Source organism: Gordonia sp. (in: high G+C Gram-positive bacteria) (genome assembly GCF_052106715.1).
GTDB lineage: Bacteria > Actinomycetota > Actinomycetes > Mycobacteriales > Mycobacteriaceae > Gordonia.
Window position 1 is genome coordinate 1 of sequence record NZ_JBQEDL010000009.1, and the last position, 17,838, is coordinate 17,838.

18 protein-coding genes are annotated in these 17,838 nt (G+C 66.1%); 9 read left to right on the forward strand and 9 right to left on the reverse strand.

Translation table 11 applies throughout. The features are described 5' to 3' along the window. Positions 1-866: dihydrolipoyl dehydrogenase family protein (locus tag ACTIMF_RS06340; RefSeq protein WP_442349438.1), on the reverse strand; the 866-nt coding region annotated here is incomplete at its 3' end. Positions 867-969: 103 nt separating this feature from the next. Here ACTIMF_RS06340 and ACTIMF_RS06345 point away from each other — a divergent pair. The 7 genes from ACTIMF_RS06345 to ACTIMF_RS06375 all read left to right on the forward strand — a co-directional run bounded on the left by ACTIMF_RS06345 (position 970) and on the right by ACTIMF_RS06375 (position 9,516). Continuing rightward, a complete protein-coding gene (locus ACTIMF_RS06345; RefSeq protein WP_442349439.1) occupies positions 970-1,542 on the forward strand; it encodes a TetR/AcrR family transcriptional regulator in 573 nt (190 codons plus the stop codon). A 32-nt stretch (positions 1,543-1,574) separates the two neighbouring features. Continuing rightward, positions 1,575-2,828, forward strand: coding sequence for an NADH:flavin oxidoreductase (locus ACTIMF_RS06350; protein WP_442349440.1), 1,254 nt, complete (start codon positions 1,575-1,577; stop codon positions 2,826-2,828). Between the two features lie 163 nt (positions 2,829-2,991). Next, the gene (locus ACTIMF_RS06355; RefSeq protein ID WP_442349441.1) at positions 2,992-4,401 is read left to right on the forward strand and encodes an MFS transporter; all 1,410 of its coding nucleotides are present in this window, start codon (positions 2,992-2,994) and stop codon (positions 4,399-4,401) included. Between the two features lie 39 nt (positions 4,402-4,440). Beyond that, positions 4,441-6,507, forward strand: coding sequence for a prolyl oligopeptidase family serine peptidase (locus tag ACTIMF_RS06360; RefSeq protein ID WP_442349442.1), 2,067 nt, complete (start codon positions 4,441-4,443; stop codon positions 6,505-6,507). After that, positions 6,507-7,700 carry an ABC transporter substrate-binding protein gene (locus tag ACTIMF_RS06365; RefSeq protein WP_442349443.1) on the forward strand — a complete coding sequence of 398 codons (1,194 nt, stop codon included), beginning with the start codon at positions 6,507-6,509 and terminating at the stop codon, positions 7,698-7,700. The genes ACTIMF_RS06360 and ACTIMF_RS06365 overlap by 1 nt, the downstream gene beginning before the upstream one ends. 2 nt (positions 7,701-7,702) lie before the next feature. After that, complete coding sequence (locus ACTIMF_RS06370) at positions 7,703-8,734, forward strand: FecCD family ABC transporter permease (protein WP_442349444.1); 1,032 nt, start codon at positions 7,703-7,705, stop codon at positions 8,732-8,734. Beyond that, a complete protein-coding gene (locus ACTIMF_RS06375; RefSeq protein ID WP_442349445.1) occupies positions 8,731-9,516 on the forward strand; it encodes an ABC transporter ATP-binding protein in 786 nt (261 codons plus the stop codon). Before ACTIMF_RS06370 ends, ACTIMF_RS06375 begins: the two co-directional genes overlap by 4 nt. Here ACTIMF_RS06375 and ACTIMF_RS06380 read toward each other — a convergent pair. The 3 genes from ACTIMF_RS06380 to ACTIMF_RS06390 form a co-directional block, all read right to left on the reverse strand. Continuing rightward, positions 9,513-10,331: a hypothetical protein gene (locus ACTIMF_RS06380; RefSeq protein WP_442349446.1), complete on the reverse strand. Its 819-nt coding sequence runs from the start codon at positions 10,329-10,331 to the stop codon at positions 9,513-9,515. The genes ACTIMF_RS06375 and ACTIMF_RS06380 overlap by 4 nt on opposite strands. A gap of 29 nt (positions 10,332-10,360) precedes the next feature. After that, entirely contained in the window at positions 10,361-11,326 is a 966-nt protein-coding gene (gene ppk2, locus ACTIMF_RS06385) for a polyphosphate kinase 2 (protein ID WP_442349447.1), read from the reverse strand. Positions 11,327-11,544: 218 nt separating this feature from the next. After that, a complete protein-coding gene (locus tag ACTIMF_RS06390) occupies positions 11,545-11,994 on the reverse strand; it encodes a MarR family winged helix-turn-helix transcriptional regulator (RefSeq protein ID WP_442349448.1) in 450 nt (149 codons plus the stop codon). A 14-nt stretch (positions 11,995-12,008) separates the two neighbouring features. On the opposite strand from ACTIMF_RS06390, the gene ACTIMF_RS06395 reads away from it, so the two are divergent. Beyond that, positions 12,009-12,416: an SDR family NAD(P)-dependent oxidoreductase gene (locus tag ACTIMF_RS06395; RefSeq protein ID WP_442349449.1), complete on the forward strand. Its 408-nt coding sequence runs from the start codon at positions 12,009-12,011 to the stop codon at positions 12,414-12,416. 103 nt (positions 12,417-12,519) lie between these two features. On the opposite strand, the gene ACTIMF_RS06400 is transcribed toward ACTIMF_RS06395, so the two are convergent. The 4 genes from ACTIMF_RS06400 to ACTIMF_RS06415 form a co-directional block, all read right to left on the reverse strand. Beyond that, positions 12,520-13,044, reverse strand: a complete 525-nt coding sequence (locus ACTIMF_RS06400) for a DUF6764 family protein (protein ID WP_442349450.1) — start codon at positions 13,042-13,044, stop codon at positions 12,520-12,522. A gap of 208 nt (positions 13,045-13,252) precedes the next feature. After that, positions 13,253-13,687 carry an SRPBCC family protein gene (locus ACTIMF_RS06405; protein WP_442349451.1) on the reverse strand — a complete coding sequence of 145 codons (435 nt, stop codon included), beginning with the start codon at positions 13,685-13,687 and terminating at the stop codon, positions 13,253-13,255. Between the two features lie 10 nt (positions 13,688-13,697). After that, positions 13,698-14,255 (reverse strand): TetR/AcrR family transcriptional regulator, encoded by a 558-nt coding sequence (locus tag ACTIMF_RS06410; protein WP_442349452.1) that lies wholly within the window; start codon positions 14,253-14,255, stop codon positions 13,698-13,700. Next, the gene (locus ACTIMF_RS06415) at positions 14,252-15,091 is read right to left on the reverse strand and encodes a tyrosine-protein phosphatase (RefSeq protein ID WP_442349453.1); all 840 of its coding nucleotides are present in this window, start codon (positions 15,089-15,091) and stop codon (positions 14,252-14,254) included. Before ACTIMF_RS06415 ends, ACTIMF_RS06410 begins: the two co-directional genes overlap by 4 nt. A gap of 41 nt (positions 15,092-15,132) precedes the next feature. On the opposite strand from ACTIMF_RS06415, the gene ACTIMF_RS06420 reads away from it, so the two are divergent. Then, entirely contained in the window at positions 15,133-16,419 is a 1,287-nt protein-coding gene (locus tag ACTIMF_RS06420; RefSeq protein WP_442349454.1) for an amidohydrolase, read from the forward strand. Between the two features lie 292 nt (positions 16,420-16,711). Here ACTIMF_RS06420 and ACTIMF_RS06425 read toward each other — a convergent pair whose 3' ends face one another. Continuing rightward, complete coding sequence (locus ACTIMF_RS06425) at positions 16,712-17,692, reverse strand: alpha/beta hydrolase (RefSeq protein WP_442349455.1); 981 nt, start codon at positions 17,690-17,692, stop codon at positions 16,712-16,714. Positions 17,693-17,838 lie beyond the last annotated feature (146 nt).

Sequence of the window (17,838 nt, forward strand, 5' to 3'; positions counted from 1 at the left end):
GCGATGGCTCCGCGGTCGGTCAGCTCGACGCCGGTCTTGTCCAGGCCGAAGCCCTCGACGCGCGGCGCGAATCCGACGGACATGAGGACCTTGTCGACGGTCAGGCTGCCGTCGTTGCCCTTGGCGTCCTTGTACGACACGACCACCTGGCTGCCCTGGTCGTCGATGGTCTGCACGCCGGTGCCGGTCATCAGCTTGATGCCGAGCTTCTTGTACGCCTTGGTCATCTCCTTGGAGACGTCGGCGTCTTCGTTCGGCAGGACGCGGGGCATGAACTCGACGATGGTGACGTCGACCCCGTAGTTGGCCAGCACGTAGCCGAACTCCATGCCGATGGCACCCGCGCCGACGATCACGATGGAGCTCGGGAGGTCTCGCGTCATGATCTGCGTCTCGTAGGTGACGACGTTCTCGCTCAGTTCCACGCCCGGTAGCAGCTTGACGGTGGAGCCGGTGTCGATGATGACGTTGTCGAAGGTGATCTCACGGTCGCCCACCTTGATGGTCTTGGCGTCGACGAATGTCCCGTAGCCATCGATCTCGGTGATCTTGTTCTTCTTCATCAGGAAATGGACGCCCTTGACAATGCCATCGGACACGGTCCGACTGCGATCGAACGCAGCACCGAAATCGAACGACACCTCTCCGCTGATCCCGAAGGTCTTCGCCTCGTGATTGAAGACGTGCGCGAGTTCCGCGTTGCGCAGCAGCGCTTTGGACGGGATGCAGCCCACGTTCAGACAGACACCACCCCACCACTTCTCTTCGATGACGGCGGTCGTCTTGCCGAGCTGGGAGGACCGGATCGCGGCCACATACCCACCAGGGCCACCACCGAGGACAACTGTTTCAAAATGTTCAGCCACGACGTCAAGCCTAACGCGCACGGACACCTCGCGGTGCGTGTCCGCGACGGACACTTTCAATCACTGTTTGAAACATTGATTGATTAGTGATTCACTTCACCGTATGGCAACAGACGTGACACGCGCCCGACTGCTCGACGCGGCCGCACATCTGCTCACCACCACGTCGTACGAGGATCTTCGGCTGCGTGCGGTCTGCGCTCAGGCAGGAGTGAACCCGGCCGCCGTTCACTACCATTTCGGCTCCCGAGAGTCCCTGGTGACAGCACTGCTGCAGGAACGACTGGAACCGTTCTGGGCCGCACCGCTCGAGGAGTTGAGGCATAGACCGGCGACTGTTCGCGAGATTGTCGACGCGATTCTCGCCCCACTCGCTCTGCTTCGCGGCGATCCTGTAGCCGCATCGCTGCTGAATGTGCTCGGCGGTTTCGTCCTGGCGCACCCCGACCTGCCGTGGACAGCGACCTGGTTCCGAACCCGGTCCTGGGTGGCGATTCTCACGTCGGCGACCGGAGTCGACGCCGCCACCGCACGCCGTCGGTGGCGATTCGCGTTCGCGGTCTTGATGACCGAACTCTCCGCGCCGAAACCGCCGAGTGCCGCCGCAGTCACTGCGCTCGGCGACTTCCTCACCGCAGGCCTGAGCGCTCCGAACGCACCTACCCCGATCCACTAGCGCCGGTCCGACCGGAAGGAGAACAACAGCCCATGTCTCTCAGACCGTCCACGCTCGACCCGTTCGCACCCGCCGCGCTCGGGCCGATCACGCCGCGCAACCGCCTCATCAAATGCGCGACGTTCGAGGGCCGCACCCCCGATGCCCTGGTGACCGACGACCTCATCGAGTTCCACCGCGAGGTGGCTGCGGGAGGAGTCGGCATCAGCACGGTGGCCTACTGCGCGATGAGCCCGGAAGGGCGCACCGACCGCCACCAGATCCACATGCGCCCCGAGGCCGCCGACGGTCTCCGCCGACTCACCGCCGCCATCCACGGCGAGGGCGCGCTGGCCGCAGCACAGCTCGGTCACGCCGGGCCGGTCGCGAACTCGATCTCGAACCGGGCCGCCGCACTCGGGCCGGGTCGCATCCCCGCGCCGATGGGCATGGCGCTGACCCGCCGCATGGACTCCTCCGCGATCGCGACGTTGACCCGCCAGGCTGCGGACGCGGCGCGCCTGGCCGTCGACTGCGGTTTCGACGCGATCGAAGTGCACTGCGGACACAACTATCTCCTCAGCTCATTCCTGTCCCCGCTGCTCAACCATCGACGGGACGAGTACGGCCGTACCGTAGAAGGCCGCGCGCGGCTGGCCCGCGAGGTGATCGAAGCGGTCCGCCGGGCGGTCGGCGATGAGGCCGCAGTGTGGGCCAAGCTGAGCATGTTCGACGGGGTCGGGACACCCGGCGTCGGCAGAGGCGGTCATCCGTGGAGTGGGCTCAATATCGATCAGGCGTGCGAAACGGCGCGACTGTTCGAAGCGGACGGCTTCCTCGACGCCATCGAACCCACCGCGGGCAGCTCGCTACTGAACCCGATGTACCTGTTCCACGGGGAGGCGCCGCGCGCCGAGTTCGCGGCGGCGTTCGGAGGCGCCATGCGGGTGGGCCTCAAGGCTGCGGCTCCGGTGTTCCTGAAGCACTACCCGTATCGCGACGCCTATCTGCTCCCACTGGCACGAGAACTCCGCAAGTCCGTGTCGATGCCGCTGATCCTGCTCGGCGGCATCACCGATCGCGCGGCGGTTCAGACCGCTCTCAACGAGGGATTCGACTTCGTCGCGATGGGCCGGTCGCTGCTACGCGAGCCCGATCTACCGCTATTGATCCAAAACAACCCTTCGACGGTTTCCCGGTGTGTGCACTGCAATCTATGCATGCCGACCATCTACTCGAAGACACGTTGCCCAATTCGTGACGGAGAAGTCGCAGACCCGCTATCACCTGCAGGTTCACCCGAATAGACGACCTAGAACTCCCTAGTTCGAGTTTCCCTCACGCGCCAATAGTGCTACGGATTGATTAGTCCGTTCGGGGGGAACGACCCCTCGATTGTCTACGGCTGAGAAGCCTCGCCGACCCGGTAGAGTTCACACCTCGCCGACTCGGCTACACATCGGAGGCACGATGGCAGACGCGCCAGCAACTCAAGACTTCGTCGCACCCAAACCCAAGGCGATTCGCAAGGCGATCGCGGGATCGGCGATCGGTAACGCGACCGAGTGGTACGACTACGGCGTATACGCCGCCACCACCACCTACCTGACGGACGCCTTCTTCCCCGGGGAGATGGGCGGGATCGGGACGATGCTCGGCTTCGCCGTGTCGTTCGTACTCCGACCGCTCGGCGGCTTCGTCTGGGGCCCGATCGGAGACCGGTTGGGCCGCAAGGCCGTCCTCGCCATGACGATCCTGCTGATCTCGGTGGCCACCGCACTGATCGGTGTGCTGCCGACGCACGCGTCCGTCGGCGTCTGGGCTCCGGTCCTACTGATCCTGCTCCGTGTGGTTCAGGGCTTCTCCACCGGCGGTGAGTACGGCGGCGCCGCGACCTTCATGGCCGAGTACGCGCCCGACAACAAACGCGGCAAACTGGGCAGCTTCCTGGAATTCGGCACCCTCGCAGGATTGTCCGCCGGTACCGGTTTCGTGCTCATCATGACCACGCTCGCCGACCACAACATCTGGCTCGACACGACCGACATGGAGACCTGGGGTTGGCGCGTTCCGTTCCTGTTCGCGCTGCCGCTCGGCCTGGTCGGGCTGTACCTGCGGTCGCAACTCGACGATTCACCGGTCTTCACCGAGGTCGACAACGAGCGCAGCAGTGAAGCCGCTGCCAAACACGTCGACGAGCCGTCGATGCTCGGACAGCTCAAGACGACGATCGTCGACTACTGGCGGCCGATCGTCATCATGTTCGGCATGGTCGTGGCGCTCAACGTCACGCAGTACACGCTGCTGGCCTACCAGCCGGACTACTTGAAGAACACCCTCGGCATGGACGAGACGCAGGGCTCGATCGTGATCCTCATCGGACAGGTCGCGATGATGGCGCTGATTCCGTTCTTCGGCGCGGCGTCCGACAAGATCGGCCGCAAACCCATGTGGTGGACATCGCTCATCGGGTTGTTCATCTTCGCGCTGCCGATGTACTGGTTGATGGGTCAAGGCCTGGCCTGGGCGATCCTCGGATTCCTGGTTCTCGGCCTGCTGTATCTGCCACAACTCTCCACGATCTCAGCGACGTTCCCGGCCATGTTCCCGACGCATGTTCGCTACGCCGGATTCGCGATCGCATACAACGTGTCGACGGCCGCGTTCGGCGGCACAGCCCCGCTCGTGAACGAATCAGTGGTCGACAGCACCGGCTGGTTGCAGTTCCCGGCGCTGTACATGATGCTCGCCTGCGTGGTCGGCATGGTCGCGCTGGCCTTCCTCAAGGAGACCGCGGGCGCATCGCTGCGCGGCACCGACATCCCCGAGCAGCATGCGGGCGAGGAGACCGACATCGAACTCGAGAAGACGGCAGGCTAGTGGCGGTCGCCACGGTGCACCGCACGTAACGTGGACCGGGTGACTGATGCGAACACGACTGGTGCGAACACGATTGCCGTGAACGATCCGTATCTCTGGCTCGAAGACGTCGACAGCGACGAGGCGCTCGACTGGGTGCGTGCCCACAACGCGCCGACCGTCGATGAATTGACCGGTTCGGATCGGTTCGCTCAGATGCAGTCGGACACGCTCGAGATCCTCGACACCGACGATCGGATCCCGTACGTGCGGCGCCGCGGGGAGTATCTCTACAACTTCTGGCGGGACGCCGCACACCCGTACGGCCTGTGGAGGCGGACGACGCTCGAGCAGTATCGCGCGAACTCACCCGAATGGGATGTCCTGATCGACGTCGACGCACTGCGCCAGGAGGAGGGCGAGAACTGGGTGTGGGCCGGCGCGTCCATGCTGCGGCCCGACTACGAGCGCGCACTGATCTCGTTGTCGCGTGGCGGCGCCGATGCGACCGTGGTCCGCGAGTTCGACGTCGTGTCCCGCGGCTGGGTCGACGGGGGCTTCGCGCTGCCGGAGAACAAGTCGAACGTCTCGTGGATCGACCGGGACACCGTGTACGTTGGCACCGAGTTCGGCGAACAGCCGGACGGCGAGAGTTCGTGGACGTCGTCGGGTTATCCGCGCGTGGTGAAGCGGTGGACGCGAGGCACCGACCTCGCCGACGCACGGACGGTGTTCACCGGGAGCGTCGACGACGTCGCGATCGGAGCAGGCTACGACCCGACGCCGGGCTACGAGCGCCACTTCGTCTATCGTGCGACGGATTTCTACAACAGCGACGACTTCGAGATCGTCGACGGCGAACTCGTCGCGATCGACGTCCCGTCCGACGCTTCGCACGCGGTGCACCTCAATCACCTGATCGTGTCACCGAAGTCGCCGTGGACCGTCGACGGCGTCGAGCACGCCCCAGGCTCACTGATCGTGTTCGACTACCCCGCCTTCCAGTCGGGAGATCGCAGCCACCACGTGCTCTTCGAACCCGACGAGCACACGAGCCTGCAGGACTTCGCGTTCACCCGTTCCCGACTGATTCTGACGACGCTGGACGACGTCGCAACTGCGCTGCAGACGTTCGAGATCGGCACGTGGGAGCCCACCGAATTCGACGGCGTCCCCGAGTTGGCGACCGTCGGAGTCCTCGACGTCGACCCCGAGAACAGCGACGAGATCTGGCTGTCGTCAAGTTCGTTCACCCAGGCACCGTCGCTGCTCTACGGCGATGCGACGACCAGCGTGGCGCCGATTAAGTCGTCGCCCGAGCACTTCGACGCGTCACATGTCGTCGCCCAGCAATTCTTCGCGACATCCGAGGACGGCACCCGGGTCCCCTACTTCGTCGTCAAACGCGACGACGTGACGACCGGGCCGACCCTCTTGTACGGGTACGGCGGATTCGAGAACTCGCTGACACCCGGATACCTGGGCGTGACGGGCCGCAACTGGATCGCGCGCGGCGGAACGTTCGTCTACGCGAACATCCGTGGCGGCGGCGAGTACGGCCCGACGTGGCACACACAAGCGCAGAAAGCCGGCCGCCACCTCGTGTACGAGGACTTCGCAGCGATCGCCGGTGACCTCGTCGCACGCGGTATGACGACACCGCAGACACTCGCGGCTCGCGGCGGCTCCAACGGCGGGCTGTTGATGGGCGTCATGACGACGAATTACCCGGAGCTCTTCGGCGCGCTCGTCTGCCAGGTGCCGTTGATCGACATGCGGCGGTACCACCTGCTGTTGGCGGGCGCGTCCTGGATGGCCGAGTACGGCGACCCCGACGACCCGTCCGACTGGGAGTTCATGTCGATGCACTCTCCGTATCAGCGGATTCGCGACGACGTCGCCTATCCCGAACTCCTGGTGACGACGTCGACGCGCGACGACCGGGTGCACCCCGGCCATGCCCGCAAGTTCACGGCACGCCTGGAGGAGACCGGCCATCAGGTCCGCTACTACGAGAACATCGAAGGCGGTCACGGCGGCGCTGCGGACAACAAGCAGTCGGCGTTCAAGGAGGCCCTAGCCTACGAGTTCCTGTGGCGAACGGTGGGCGCGAAAGGCTCGCTGTGATGCGCCAGCGCATCCGCACGGCCGCCGTCGCCGGTCTGTTCATCGTGCCGCTCGTGGTCGGCGCCTGTTCGGGTTCGTCGTCGAACGACGCAGGCGCCGACCGCGACTGCATTACCGACTTCGACGCGGACACCGACTACTTCCCCGACAAGTCGACGATCACCGACGCGTCCGGCCTCGCCATCGACTACCACAAGTCGTACCAGGTCGTGACGGTCAAGGAACCGAGCCCGGGCGCCGCACCCGCGTCGTATGTTCTGGTGCGCTGCGGTGCGCCCGCACCGAAGCTCGACGGCGCGCTCGCCGACGCACCTGCGGTACAGATCCCGATCCGCACCATGTACTCGGGATCGACGACGCATCTGCCCGCGATGGTCGCGTTGGACGCCGCTGACACGGTGACCGGCGTCAGTTCGGCCGATTACGTGTCGACACCGGAGATCCGGTCGCGCATCGATGCCGGGAAGGTGAAGCAGTACGCGGACGGCGGCGTCCCGAACGTGGAACGAGTAATCGCCGCGCATCCGGACGTCCTGGTCTCCGACGGCTACGAGGACGCGTCGCTACCCAAGCTCCAGCGCGCCGGGATCACGGTCCTGTCCGACGCCGACTGGCTGGAGAACGGGCCGCTCGGTCGCGCCGAGTGGATCAAATTCTTCGCCGCACTCACCGGGCGTGAGAAAAAGGCCGCCGAAGTGTTCGGCCAGGTGAAGCGCGACTACAACGCCGTCACGGCGAAAGTCGCGAACGCGCCCGAGACCAGTGTCCTACTCGGCGGCGTCGAGAACGGCGCGTGGACGATGGCCGCGGGCGGGAGCTACTTCGGGCGCATCGTTCGCGACGCGCGCGGCCAGTATCCGTGGGCAGGCGACCAGTCGACGGGGTCGGCCCACCTGTCCATCGAGTCGGTGATCGACCGCTCGCGGAACGCCGACGCGTGGCTTCTGTCGGATATGACGGTGAACTCGCTCCCTGAGCTGTACCGGCAGGACGAGCGATACCGGGTGTTCGCACGGCCTGCGAAGCGGGCATGGAATTCCACCAAGGCGGTCAGCGAGACCGGTGGCAACGACTACTTCGAGCGCGGCGTACTACGACCGGACCTAGTCCTGGGTGACGTCGCCGCGATCTTGCACCCTGACATGTTCCCCGGTCACGACTTCACGTTCTACCGCCACCTGCCCGCGGAGTGACCGTGACGCGGCGGACCGTGTGGACGGTTCTCGTCGTCGTCGCAGCAGCATCGTTGTTGGCGACGGCCTCGATCGGCGCGGTCGTCGTCCCGGTCTCGGACGTTTTCCACGTATTGACCGGCGGCGCAGCCACCGACCCCGGCCACGACGCCATCCTCCGCCTCGTACGCCTGCCCCGCATCGCGACGTCGGCGATGGCGGGGGCCGCACTCGGCGTCGCAGGCCTGCAGATGCAGACTCTGTTCCGCAACGCGCTGGCCGACCCGTACATCCTCGGCGCCAACTCGGGCGCCAGCCTCGGCGTCTCGATCGTCGCGCTCGCGGGCGGTGCGAGCGGGCCTGCGTTCGTCGGGGTGCTCGCCGGATGGGGCCGGCTCGGCATCGTCCTGGCCGCGGCGGCGGGCGCGGCCGCCGTCCTCGCCGTGATTCTCGTGCTCGCGGTCTGGGTACGCAACGCCGTCACCCTCCTGCTGATCGGTGTGATGCTCGGGGCGGTCACCGGAGCCCTGGTGTCCGTGCTCATCGTGTACGCCGACCCGAACGCGGTGCAGAAGTACATGATCTGGGGCCTCGGCACCTTCTCGTCCGCGTCGTGGAGCGACCTCGCCCTGGCCGCACCGATCGTGGCCGTGACCATCGTCGCCGTGTTCTTCACCGTCCGAGGGTTGAACGCGCTCCTTCTCGGCGAGGGCTACGCACGCTCGATGGGTGTCGATCTGCGCGTGGCGCGTGCCGTCACCCTGCTCGCTGCCGCCCTTCTGACCGGTGTGGTCACCGCATTCTGCGGGCCCGTCGGCTTCCTCGGGCTAGTGATCCCGCATCTGGTTCGAGGCATGCTCAGGACGTCAGACCATCGGCCGTTGATCCCCGGCTGCGCGCTCGTCGGCGCGACGCTCGCGGTGTGGTGCGGCGCGCTCGCCGATCTGCCAGGCGAGCAGATGGCCTTGCCACTCAACGCGGTCACGGCGATCATCGGCGCACCGGTCGTGATCACCGTGCTGCTCCGCGGCCGTAAGCAGGGAGGTGCCGTATGACCGGACTCGTGCTGGACGACCTGACGATCGGCTACCGCGGCCGGCGTGGAAGGACGGTCGCGTCCGACCTGCACGCGACGGCGGAGACCGGGCGCCTCACCGCACTTATCGGTCCGAACGGCGCAGGCAAGTCGACGCTGCTCCGCACCGTGTGCGGGCTGCAGCCGCCCTTATCGGGGACGGCGGTCCTCGCGGACGGCACCGAGATCTCTTCTCTCCCAGCGGCAACACTCGCGCGACGTATCGCCGTCGTCACCACCGATACCGTCGATCCGGGACGGCTGACGGCGTATGAGGTCGCGGCTCTCGGCCGTACGCCGTACCTGTCGCCGACCGGACGCTTGTCCGTGGACGACCGGGCTCGTACCGGCGACGCACTGGACGCGGTCCGCGCGAGCCATCTGGCCGACCGCCCGTTCCACGACTTGTCCGACGGCGAACGGCAACGCGTCCTCGCTGCCCGGGCACTCGCGCAGGAGCCAGAACTGTTGGTGCTCGACGAGCCGACGTCGCATCTGGATGCGCCGTCGCGCGTCGAATTCCTCGATCTGCTGTCGGCTCTCGCGCGCGAACAGTCGATCGCCGTCCTCATGTCGTCGCACGAGCTCGAGTTGGTGATGAGGCTGTCCGACGAGGTCTGGCTGCTGCGCGGTGACGGCGTCATGGACACCGGGACACCAGCCGCACTCGCAGGCAACGGTTCGGTGTCCGCGGCCTTCGACCGCGGTCGGCTCCGCTTCGACGCCGACCAGTTCGCGTTCGTCATCGACGATGACGCCTAGTGGCGTGAGCCTGAGGCACCCCGCAGGATGAGTCCGGCGACGATGATGAGTGCTCCGGCGGCGCCGACGACCAGCGAGACAGTCACCAGGTCGGAGGAGATGCCGTCGGCGACCACTTCGACGGTCCGGCGCGCGGCTTCGTCAGTGTCGGCCGCTTTGTCGCCTGCGAGCGATCGGATGTACTGCGCGATCACGTAGGCGCCCGCCGCGGCGAGTAGGACGCCGACGCCCAGCCACGCGAGGACGGTGCTCCGTCTGTTCGCGGTCAGCAGGGCGAGGACAGCGGCGACGACCGCGACGATGACCGAGATCCACGACGTGGACGTCACCAAGTCGCCCGTCGACTCCAGCGATCCAGCGGTCAACCGGTGCTGGTCGATGCCGACGTAGATGGGTCGGTCGACGGACACCGGGACCGGCAGGTTGGCCGACTCGATCACCCGGTTGACCATCGGTGTCACGTTCACGTCCATGACGTGCGTGTCGGTGTCCGGTCCCGGAGCGTTGAACAACCAGTCGTGCTGCTGACGCGCGATGTCCTGGAAGTCCTGCACGAATCCGTCGCTGCGCGTGTAGTCGCGGGCGAGCGGCTCCACGATGGCTCCAGCCAGCGGAACACTGGTCTGGTCTTCGACGGATGCGGTGATCTTCTGCGCGAAGTAGTCCTGCACCTCTGTGTTGCGTGCGGCGTCGCCCGCAGACGCCGTGAATCCGTCGGCCGAGACCACTCGCTGCGACACCCACATGCTGGGAATCGCGACGATCACGGCGATCATAGCGATGACGGTGAACAGTCCCGAGGCAACACTTCGCACCCCGCCGAGGTTACCGGAGACCGCGCGCGCTACTCCCCGACGAGGTCGCGTGCGCGGCCGACGATCAGCGGGTCGGGCTTCCCGACGATCGTCTCGTCCTTGCCGTCGTAGTCGTGCAAGCTGAGGACGTATCGCATGGCGTTGATGCGGGCACGCTTCTTGTCGTTGCTCTTGACCACGGTCCACGGCGCGTGGTCGGTATCGGTGTCGAGGAACATCTGCTCCTTGGCCGCGGTGTACGACTCCCAACGGTCGAGCGACGCGAGATCCATCGGCGACAGCTTCCACTGCCGCACGGGGTCGATCTGCCGGATCGCGAACCGAGTCCGCTGTTCGAGCGGGGTCACCGAGAACCAGAACTTGACCAAGTGGATCCCGTCGTCGACGAGCATCCGTTCGAACGCGGGAGCCTGTTTCATGAACTGGCCGTACTGCTCGGGCGTGCAGAAGCTCATGACTCGCTCGACCCCGGCGCGGTTGTACCAGGAGCGGTCGAAGAAGACCATCTCGCCTGCGGCGGGCAGATGCTGCACGTACCGCTGGAAGTACCATTCGGTGGACTCCCGCTCGGACGGCTTCTCCAATGCGACGACACGCGCACCACGCGGGTTCAGATGCTCGTTGAACCGTTTGATCGTCCCGCCCTTGCCCGCGGCGTCGCGGCCCTCGAACAACAGCAGATGCCGTTGCCCCGTCTGCTTGGACCACTTCTGCAGTTTCAGCAGTTCGATCTGGAGTCGCCGCTTGGTCACCTCGTACTCGCGACGGCTCATCCGCTCGCCGTACGGGTAGTCCTCACGCCAGGTGTCCACGACGTTGCGTTCGGGCAGCGTCAGCAGGATCGGGTCGTCGTCATCGTCGTCGACGACCGCGAACCCGCCGGTGTCGCGCAAGTCGACGATCCGTTGCAGTGCTTCACGCCCGGAGACGACGCTGAGATCGGGGCCGATATCCTGATGCGGCTGCACGTAGCCGTCGATGTTCTCCACGCGCACCAGGCTAGCGCGACCTCACTCATCCGGCAGGGCGAGATTTCCCGAGCGGGAATCTCAGTACGGGATTTCCAGCGCGCGAGGGCTCAGTGGATAGAGATAGATCGGGAGAGGTCGTCAGCGGTTCGCCGCGAGTGCCTCTTCTGTTGTGATGCCGCAGTCCGACCTCTCGGTTCGCAGCCTCAGTTCTCCCGCCACACGCTCAATGCGTCTCAGCAGCCTCAGCACAGGCTGCTAAGACGCATCGAGAGGGCTATTGGGTATACGAGGTTGCGGTGGGGGGAGACGAGGGTGGGTCTGCTGAAGACGCGGGTGCCGAGACTGGCTTCGTAGTGGCGGAGGAGTGGCCGCAGAAGGTCGTTGAGTATGCCGATCTCGTCAGTCTTCAGAACGCTGAAGGCTGCCACTTCTAGCTGTGTTCGTCGTTCTGTGGCGCGCTGCCACCGGAGTCGACCCTCCTCTGTGACTCGTACGGGCCGCGAACGTCCGTCGACATCGTCTGCCGCCGACACGAGCCCTGCGCTAAGGAGTCGACTCAACCGAGTGCTAACCGTTCCTGAGGTGAGTCGCAGTGTTGTAGCCAGCGTCGTCGGCGTGCATTTTTCGCCGGCGCGCACGATGACGGACAGGGCCTCCCAGTCGGCGACGCTCAGTCCCTCTGCCTCGGCCATAGGCTGAAGACGCTGTGCCGCGGGGCGATATCGTCGTCGCCACTTCACGTGACGTTGCCGCGGTCGAGAACGCCTTCGAGCACAGTGCACCGCTCGACGTCGGCGATCCGGATTCGATCGACGCCGCAGTCCGCGGCGCACTCAAAGCACATGGGCGGATAGACGTTCTGGTCAACAACGCCGGACAGATGTCGTCGGTCGGCGGCGTCGTCGCTAATCCGGGCCACGCGGCGTATGCGACTTCAAAGTTCGCGCTGGAAGGTCTCTCCGAGGCACTCGCGGCCGAGGTCGCGCCGTGGGGGGGGCATCCGAGTCATGGTCGTCGAACCCGGTCCATTCCGCACCGAGTTCGCGGGACGGTCAATGCGTTACTCCACGCCGATCAATGCCCACGCCGACACTCCGGCCGGGCGTTTACGTAAGGGCTTCGCCGACCAGGACGGTCACCAGCCGAACGACCCGGCGAAGGCCGCCACACTCATCAACGACGCTGTTGTGAATGGTGTCTCGAGCGCGCGGAATGGCTCAGTGGATGTCGATCGACCCGGATTTGACGCAGTACTGACCCGTGGTCGAGTCGTAGGCCGCACCGAATCCGCCTGCACACACTGCGCCTTCGGGGCCGGCGTACGCCTGCCCTCCCCAGCCACCCACGGCGACGGAAGTTCCGCCGTCGCGCGCCATCGAGATCGACGTCGATCGGGGGCCGGTGGAGAACGAGTACCCGTTGCCGCCACGGACGCCGCTCGACAGTGCCTGCGACTGCGGCTGCAGGTTGACGGCCGTCGCGCTCCCGCGCTGGGTCGCCACCGCAGTCGCGACACCGCTGTTGCTCGTGTCGCGGGCGTCTGCGCGCGATCCGGGGCCCGCGTTGGCGATGCAGTGACTCAAGCCGTCAGCGTGTTCCACCCGGTTGTTGTCAGCGGCCGAGCACGCGGTGTCGGCCGACGCCGTCCCGCCGCCGAAGAGAGCCATCGCGCCGATCGCGGCGCCACCTGCAATACCCGCGAAGAGAACCCGGATACCGTTGCTCCCCTTGAAAATTCGCACGCTTAAATCCTCTCCCGCGCTGGCGCGGTCACCGTGATGAGTTGTGTCCGCCGAGCAAGCGGAACCGACACCGACCCTACTCCCGCGCAGCGACACCGGCGGTGATCGTTACCGACGCGATGCACAAGAATCGACCTCACCCGACGGGAGACGACGTCAGGTGAGGTCGATCGCGGCTTTCGTGAGTTTTCCGGAGCGACGCAGCTCGTCAGGAGCGCCGCTTGGCCTCGTCGGTGAGGCCCTTCTTCGCGGTGTCCACAGCGACCTTCTGGCCGCGTTTGACGATGAGCCCGGGCAGCTTGATCTTGAGGTCGACGGTCAACTCGAAGGTGACGTGTGAGCCGTCGCCCTTCGGAGTAACGGTGTACTTGCCTTCCTGCTGCGCCAGCTGCGAACTCTCGACGAGACTCCATGCGCAGGTGTTCTCGGTCCACGTGTAGTCGAGGACCTGATCGTCGGTGATTCCGACAGCGGTCACGGACGCTTCGACGCGTGCCGGGCTTCCGTCCTCGTGCTCGGTGAGAATCTTCGCCGACTTATGGGGCCCCGACCATTCAGGGAGGGCCTCGACGTCGAGCAGGATCTCCATGATGACCGACGGCGGGGCGTCGATGTCGAACTCGGTACTTGCGGTGACAGCCATGGCGATGAATCTACCCGGCCGATGAGAGCAGCGGCCCGATTTCCCTCACCACATTCTCCAGAGGCGTCAGACTCCGGTGGGCACGACATAAGACGACGGCTCCTTCGATCGCGGCGAGGACCGTCACCGCCAACGAGAGCGCGCGGTCGCCGTCGAGCCCGCGGGAACGCAGGCTCGCGGCGAGCCCCTCCTCCCATCGGACGAACTGCCGTTCGGCGATGTCGGCGATCGCCGGGTCGGTCTCGCGCGCGGTCGCGGCGGCCGCGACCGGGCTGCCCGCAGCGAATTCCGTGTCGGTGAGCATGCGCCGCCACATCGCGGCGATGTCGGCGACGAGGTACACGGGCGACGATCGGGCCGCTTGCGCCAGACCGTCGTCGATCCGGTCCGCTCCGTACAGCACCGCCTCGGCGAGAATCTCGGCTCGTCCGCCGGGAAAATGGTGATACACCGAACCGCGCGATGCACCCGCGGCGGTGAGGACGTCGCCGATGGAGGTTCCAGCGACGCCTTTACGCGCAATGAGGTCGGCGGCCTGAGCCACCATGTCGGCGCGCGGGGACGTCATTCGAGGAAGGTCGAGCGCAGGGTGTCGGCGACGGCCCCGTCTACCCCGAGTCCGTCCACCCCGAGTCCGTCCACAAGGTAGCCGTCGAACGAGCCGTAGAGGTTGTCGACCTCGTCGAACGCGGCGACCAGGTACTCTTCGCGGACGCCGAGGATCGGCAGGAGCAGGTCCGGGTCTCCACCCTCGGCTGCGAAGGTGTCGAAGACCGGTTTCAGTGCAGGCACCAGACGTTCGTTGGTGAGTAGATAGTCGGTGAGCACATCTTCGCGCGACACGCCGAGAACGGTCAGCAGAGTCGCTGCGGCCCACCCGGTCCGGTCCTTGCCGGTGGTGCAGTGGAATGCGGCGGGTGCGGTGTCTTCGCCTGCGAGTCCCTGAAAGAGGCGTCGGTACGCGGCGTGTGCGCTCGGCAGAGTCACCATGCTCCGGTACGTGGCGGTGATCGCTTCGATCACCCGGCCGCCGCTGAGTTCGGCGTTGATTCTGGCTGCCGTCGCCGGATCGTCGAGGAAATGCCGGAGGTTCGCGGGGATCGCAGTCGACGAGTCCGCGAGCACGTCTAACGGAAGATTGGCGACACCGTCGAGCTCCGGGTCAGGAGCGGCAGCGCGCTCGCTGGCCGAACGAAGATCGTAGACGGTGCGCACGCCGAGGGACTCGAAGCGCTGCGCGTCGGGATCGGTCAATCCGCTGAAATCGGCGGTACGGTACAGCAGTCCGGCTTTCACCCTCTGTCCGTCTCCGGTCGGCCAGCCGCCGAGGTCACGCAGATTGGGGAGGGACGCGATCGGGCTCGGCGCACCGGGCTCGGCGTTCGGAGCCTGCATATCAGTCATGGATCGAGGTTATCGCGGGTGATCGTCGATAGTCTGGGTCTGTGATCACCGCAGCCGCCCTCCCCCAGGACCTGATCGCCCGCATCGACCAGGCGGTCGACTCCGACACCGACCGACTCGTCGAATTGTTCAAGGACATACACCGCAACCCCGAGTTGGCGTTCGGCGAGGTGCAGACGTCCCGGCTGATCGAGAAGGCACTGCAGAACCTCGGCTTCGACGTCACAAAAGGCATCGGCCGCACCGGCATCGCGGCCACGCTCCGCAACGGCGACGGCCCCGTCGTCATGTATCGCGCCGACATGGATGCGAATGCCATCGAGGAGCAGACCGGCCTGGATTATGCGAGCGACGTACGGGTGACGCGCGAGGACGGCTCCGTCGTTCCCGCCGCACACATGTGCGGCCACGACGCGCACGTCACGTGGCTGATTGGCATGGCGAGCGCGATTGTCTCGGTACGTGACTCCTGGTCGGGCACAGCAGTATTGATCGGCCAGCCCGCCGAGGAGCCGATCACCGGAGCAAAAGCGATGGTCGACGACGGTCTGTACAACTTCATTCCGAAGCCGGACGTCCTCATCGGCATGCACACGATTCCTGCGCCGGTCGGCACCGTCTCGTCGTCGCCCGGGCCGCGGCTGGCGGGCACCGACCAGGTCGACATCGTCTTCCGCGGCGTCGGCGGCCACGGCTCCATGCCGGAGGCCACGACGGATCCCGTGCAGATGGCGGCGCGCGCCGTCGTCGACTTCGCGTCGATCGTCCCCGAGCGAGTCGACCCGGCACAGACCGCCGTCCTGGCGGTCGGCTCCATCTCGGCAGGCGTCGACAACAACGTCATACCGTCGCAAGCGGTGATCAAGACGAACATCCGGTGGTACGACCCGCAGGTCCGCGAAACCCTGCTCGACGCGATCAAATCGGTCGCGGACACGGTCGCCCGCGCCGCGGGGGTCGACGACGGACTGCTCCCGGAGATCGTTATGAAGGGCGGTTCGCTCCCACTGGTCAACGACCCTGAGCTCGCCGACTCGATGGCGCGGTCGCTGGCCTCGATCGTCGGAGACGACCAGGTTCTCACCGACCTTCCCGCCGCGACGGCGTCCGAGGACGTGCAGATCCTGAAAGGTCCGTATCCGGACCTGCCGTTCAACTATCTGATGGTCGGCACCGCCGATCCGGACGTGTATGCGCAGGCACGGGCGCGCGGCGAGAGCGTCCCGTTCGCGCTGCACACCCCGCACTACGTCGTCGACCTCGCTGCGGTTCCGTACGGCACGAAGGTCGCAGCCTATGCGATGCTCGGGTTGCTCGCGGCGCGCTGACGGGCGGTCGGACCGACCGGATCTAGCGCGTGCCCCGCTGCAACTCCGCGAAGATCCGCGGCAGGGCCGCACGTGATGCTCGCCTGCGCGCCGCGCCCCGTCGACGTCGCCAGCGATGACGGCGTCTCGGATCGCGCGGATCTCGGTCAGCGTCTCGGGATGGCTCGCGAATTCCTCGCCGACTTCGCGCTCGCAGGCGGTCAGGTCCGCGACGGCAACGACAAGCCGCGCCGCACGAAGCAGACCGGATCACCCGTCTGGCATCCGCCTACGGCGTCGCCGCTCCTTCACGCTAGTCGCGCAGCGACTGCGCGAGGGTCGGCCACGACCTGTGCAACTCGTCCTGCCAGTAGGGCCACGCGTGTGTGCCGACGTCGCGGAAGTGGAAGGTCGCCGGTATGCGGAGCTGTTTGAGGCGTGTGGACAGGTTGATCGTGCATTGGTTGGTCGCGGCCTCGATGACGGTTCCGAGTCCCATCTGGTTCGCATAGGTGTAGAGGTCGCCGTCGATGCCCGGCCCGTCGAGCCGATCGTGCGGCCCCGGCACGCCTGAACCGTTGCTGACGTACAGCCGGGTGCCGCGCAGCTTCGCTGCCTGGACGACAGGATCATTGGCACGCCAGCCCGGCCCGCCTTCGCGCCCCCACATGTTCTCGACGTCACCCCCGCCCCGGGATTCGATGACGATCTTGATGTACAGCCTGCCGAACGTCGTGCTCGTCTCCGCACAACCACTGTAGGCCCCGACACCTCGATACAGCCCGGGCGCGCTCTCGGCGAGGCTCAGCACCGACGTACCCGCCATCGAGATGCCTGCGATCGCATTGACTCCGTTCGTGCCCAGCCGCGCGTTGACGACACCCGGAAGTTCCTTCGTCAGAAACGTCGTCCACTTGTTGCGGCCGAGGACCGGATCGTCACGGATCCAGTCGGTGTAGTAGCTGAACGCGCCCTCCATCGGCACCACGACGTTCACGTTCTTGTGGGCAAAGAAGTCCACGACGTCCGTCTGCTCGAACCAGTTCGCCTCGTCTTCGCCGCCGCCTGCGCCGTTGAGCAGGTACAGGGTCGGTCGCGGCACACTCGTGTCGGCCGGACGCAGGACTCGCAGCGGAATGTTCCGCCCCATCGACGCCGACCAGACACTCATGGGCTGCACGCTGCCTGTCGTCGGCTCCGCGGACACCCGCGGTGCGATCGAGGTGACCGCGACGATCGACACCACTGCGACCAGGATCGACGTGACATTACGGACTCCACGTGGCACCGACATCAGACATCTCCTCGAAGATTTCGTTATTCTCGTTCACGCAATCGTGGTGGGGCCCGGGGGCGGAAGGTGGCCCCCCCAATTTTAAGAAAACAAAATCACCGGGGGGTGCCCCGGGGCGCGAGCCCGGGGCAAAAGCCCAAACGAGC

What these genes read in the sequence shown, in the direction of transcription:
- ACTIMF_RS06350 (WP_442349440.1), top strand. Translation starts at nt 1,575, where the DNA reads ATGTCTCTCAGACCGTCCACGCTCGACCCGTTCGCACCCGCCGCGCTC.
- ACTIMF_RS06345 (WP_442349439.1), top strand. Translation starts at nt 970, where the DNA reads ATGGCAACAGACGTGACACGCGCCCGACTGCTCGACGCGGCCGCACAT.
- ACTIMF_RS06375 (WP_442349445.1), top strand. Translation starts at nt 8,731, where the DNA reads ATGACCGGACTCGTGCTGGACGACCTGACGATCGGCTACCGCGGCCGG.
- ACTIMF_RS06415 (WP_442349453.1), bottom strand. Translation starts at nt 15,091, where the DNA reads ATGACTGATATGCAGGCTCCGAACGCCGAGCCCGGTGCGCCGAGCCCG.
- ACTIMF_RS06425 (WP_442349455.1), bottom strand. Translation starts at nt 17,692, where the DNA reads ATGTCGGTGCCACGTGGAGTCCGTAATGTCACGTCGATCCTGGTCGCA.
- ACTIMF_RS06410 (WP_442349452.1), bottom strand. Translation starts at nt 14,255, where the DNA reads ATGACGTCCCCGCGCGCCGACATGGTGGCTCAGGCCGCCGACCTCATT.
- ACTIMF_RS06390 (WP_442349448.1), bottom strand. Translation starts at nt 11,994, where the DNA reads ATGGCCGAGGCAGAGGGACTGAGCGTCGCCGACTGGGAGGCCCTGTCC.
- ACTIMF_RS06365 (WP_442349443.1), top strand. Translation starts at nt 6,507, where the DNA reads ATGCGCCAGCGCATCCGCACGGCCGCCGTCGCCGGTCTGTTCATCGTG.
- ACTIMF_RS06405 (WP_442349451.1), bottom strand. Translation starts at nt 13,687, where the DNA reads ATGGCTGTCACCGCAAGTACCGAGTTCGACATCGACGCCCCGCCGTCG.
- ACTIMF_RS06355 (WP_442349441.1), top strand. Translation starts at nt 2,992, where the DNA reads ATGGCAGACGCGCCAGCAACTCAAGACTTCGTCGCACCCAAACCCAAG.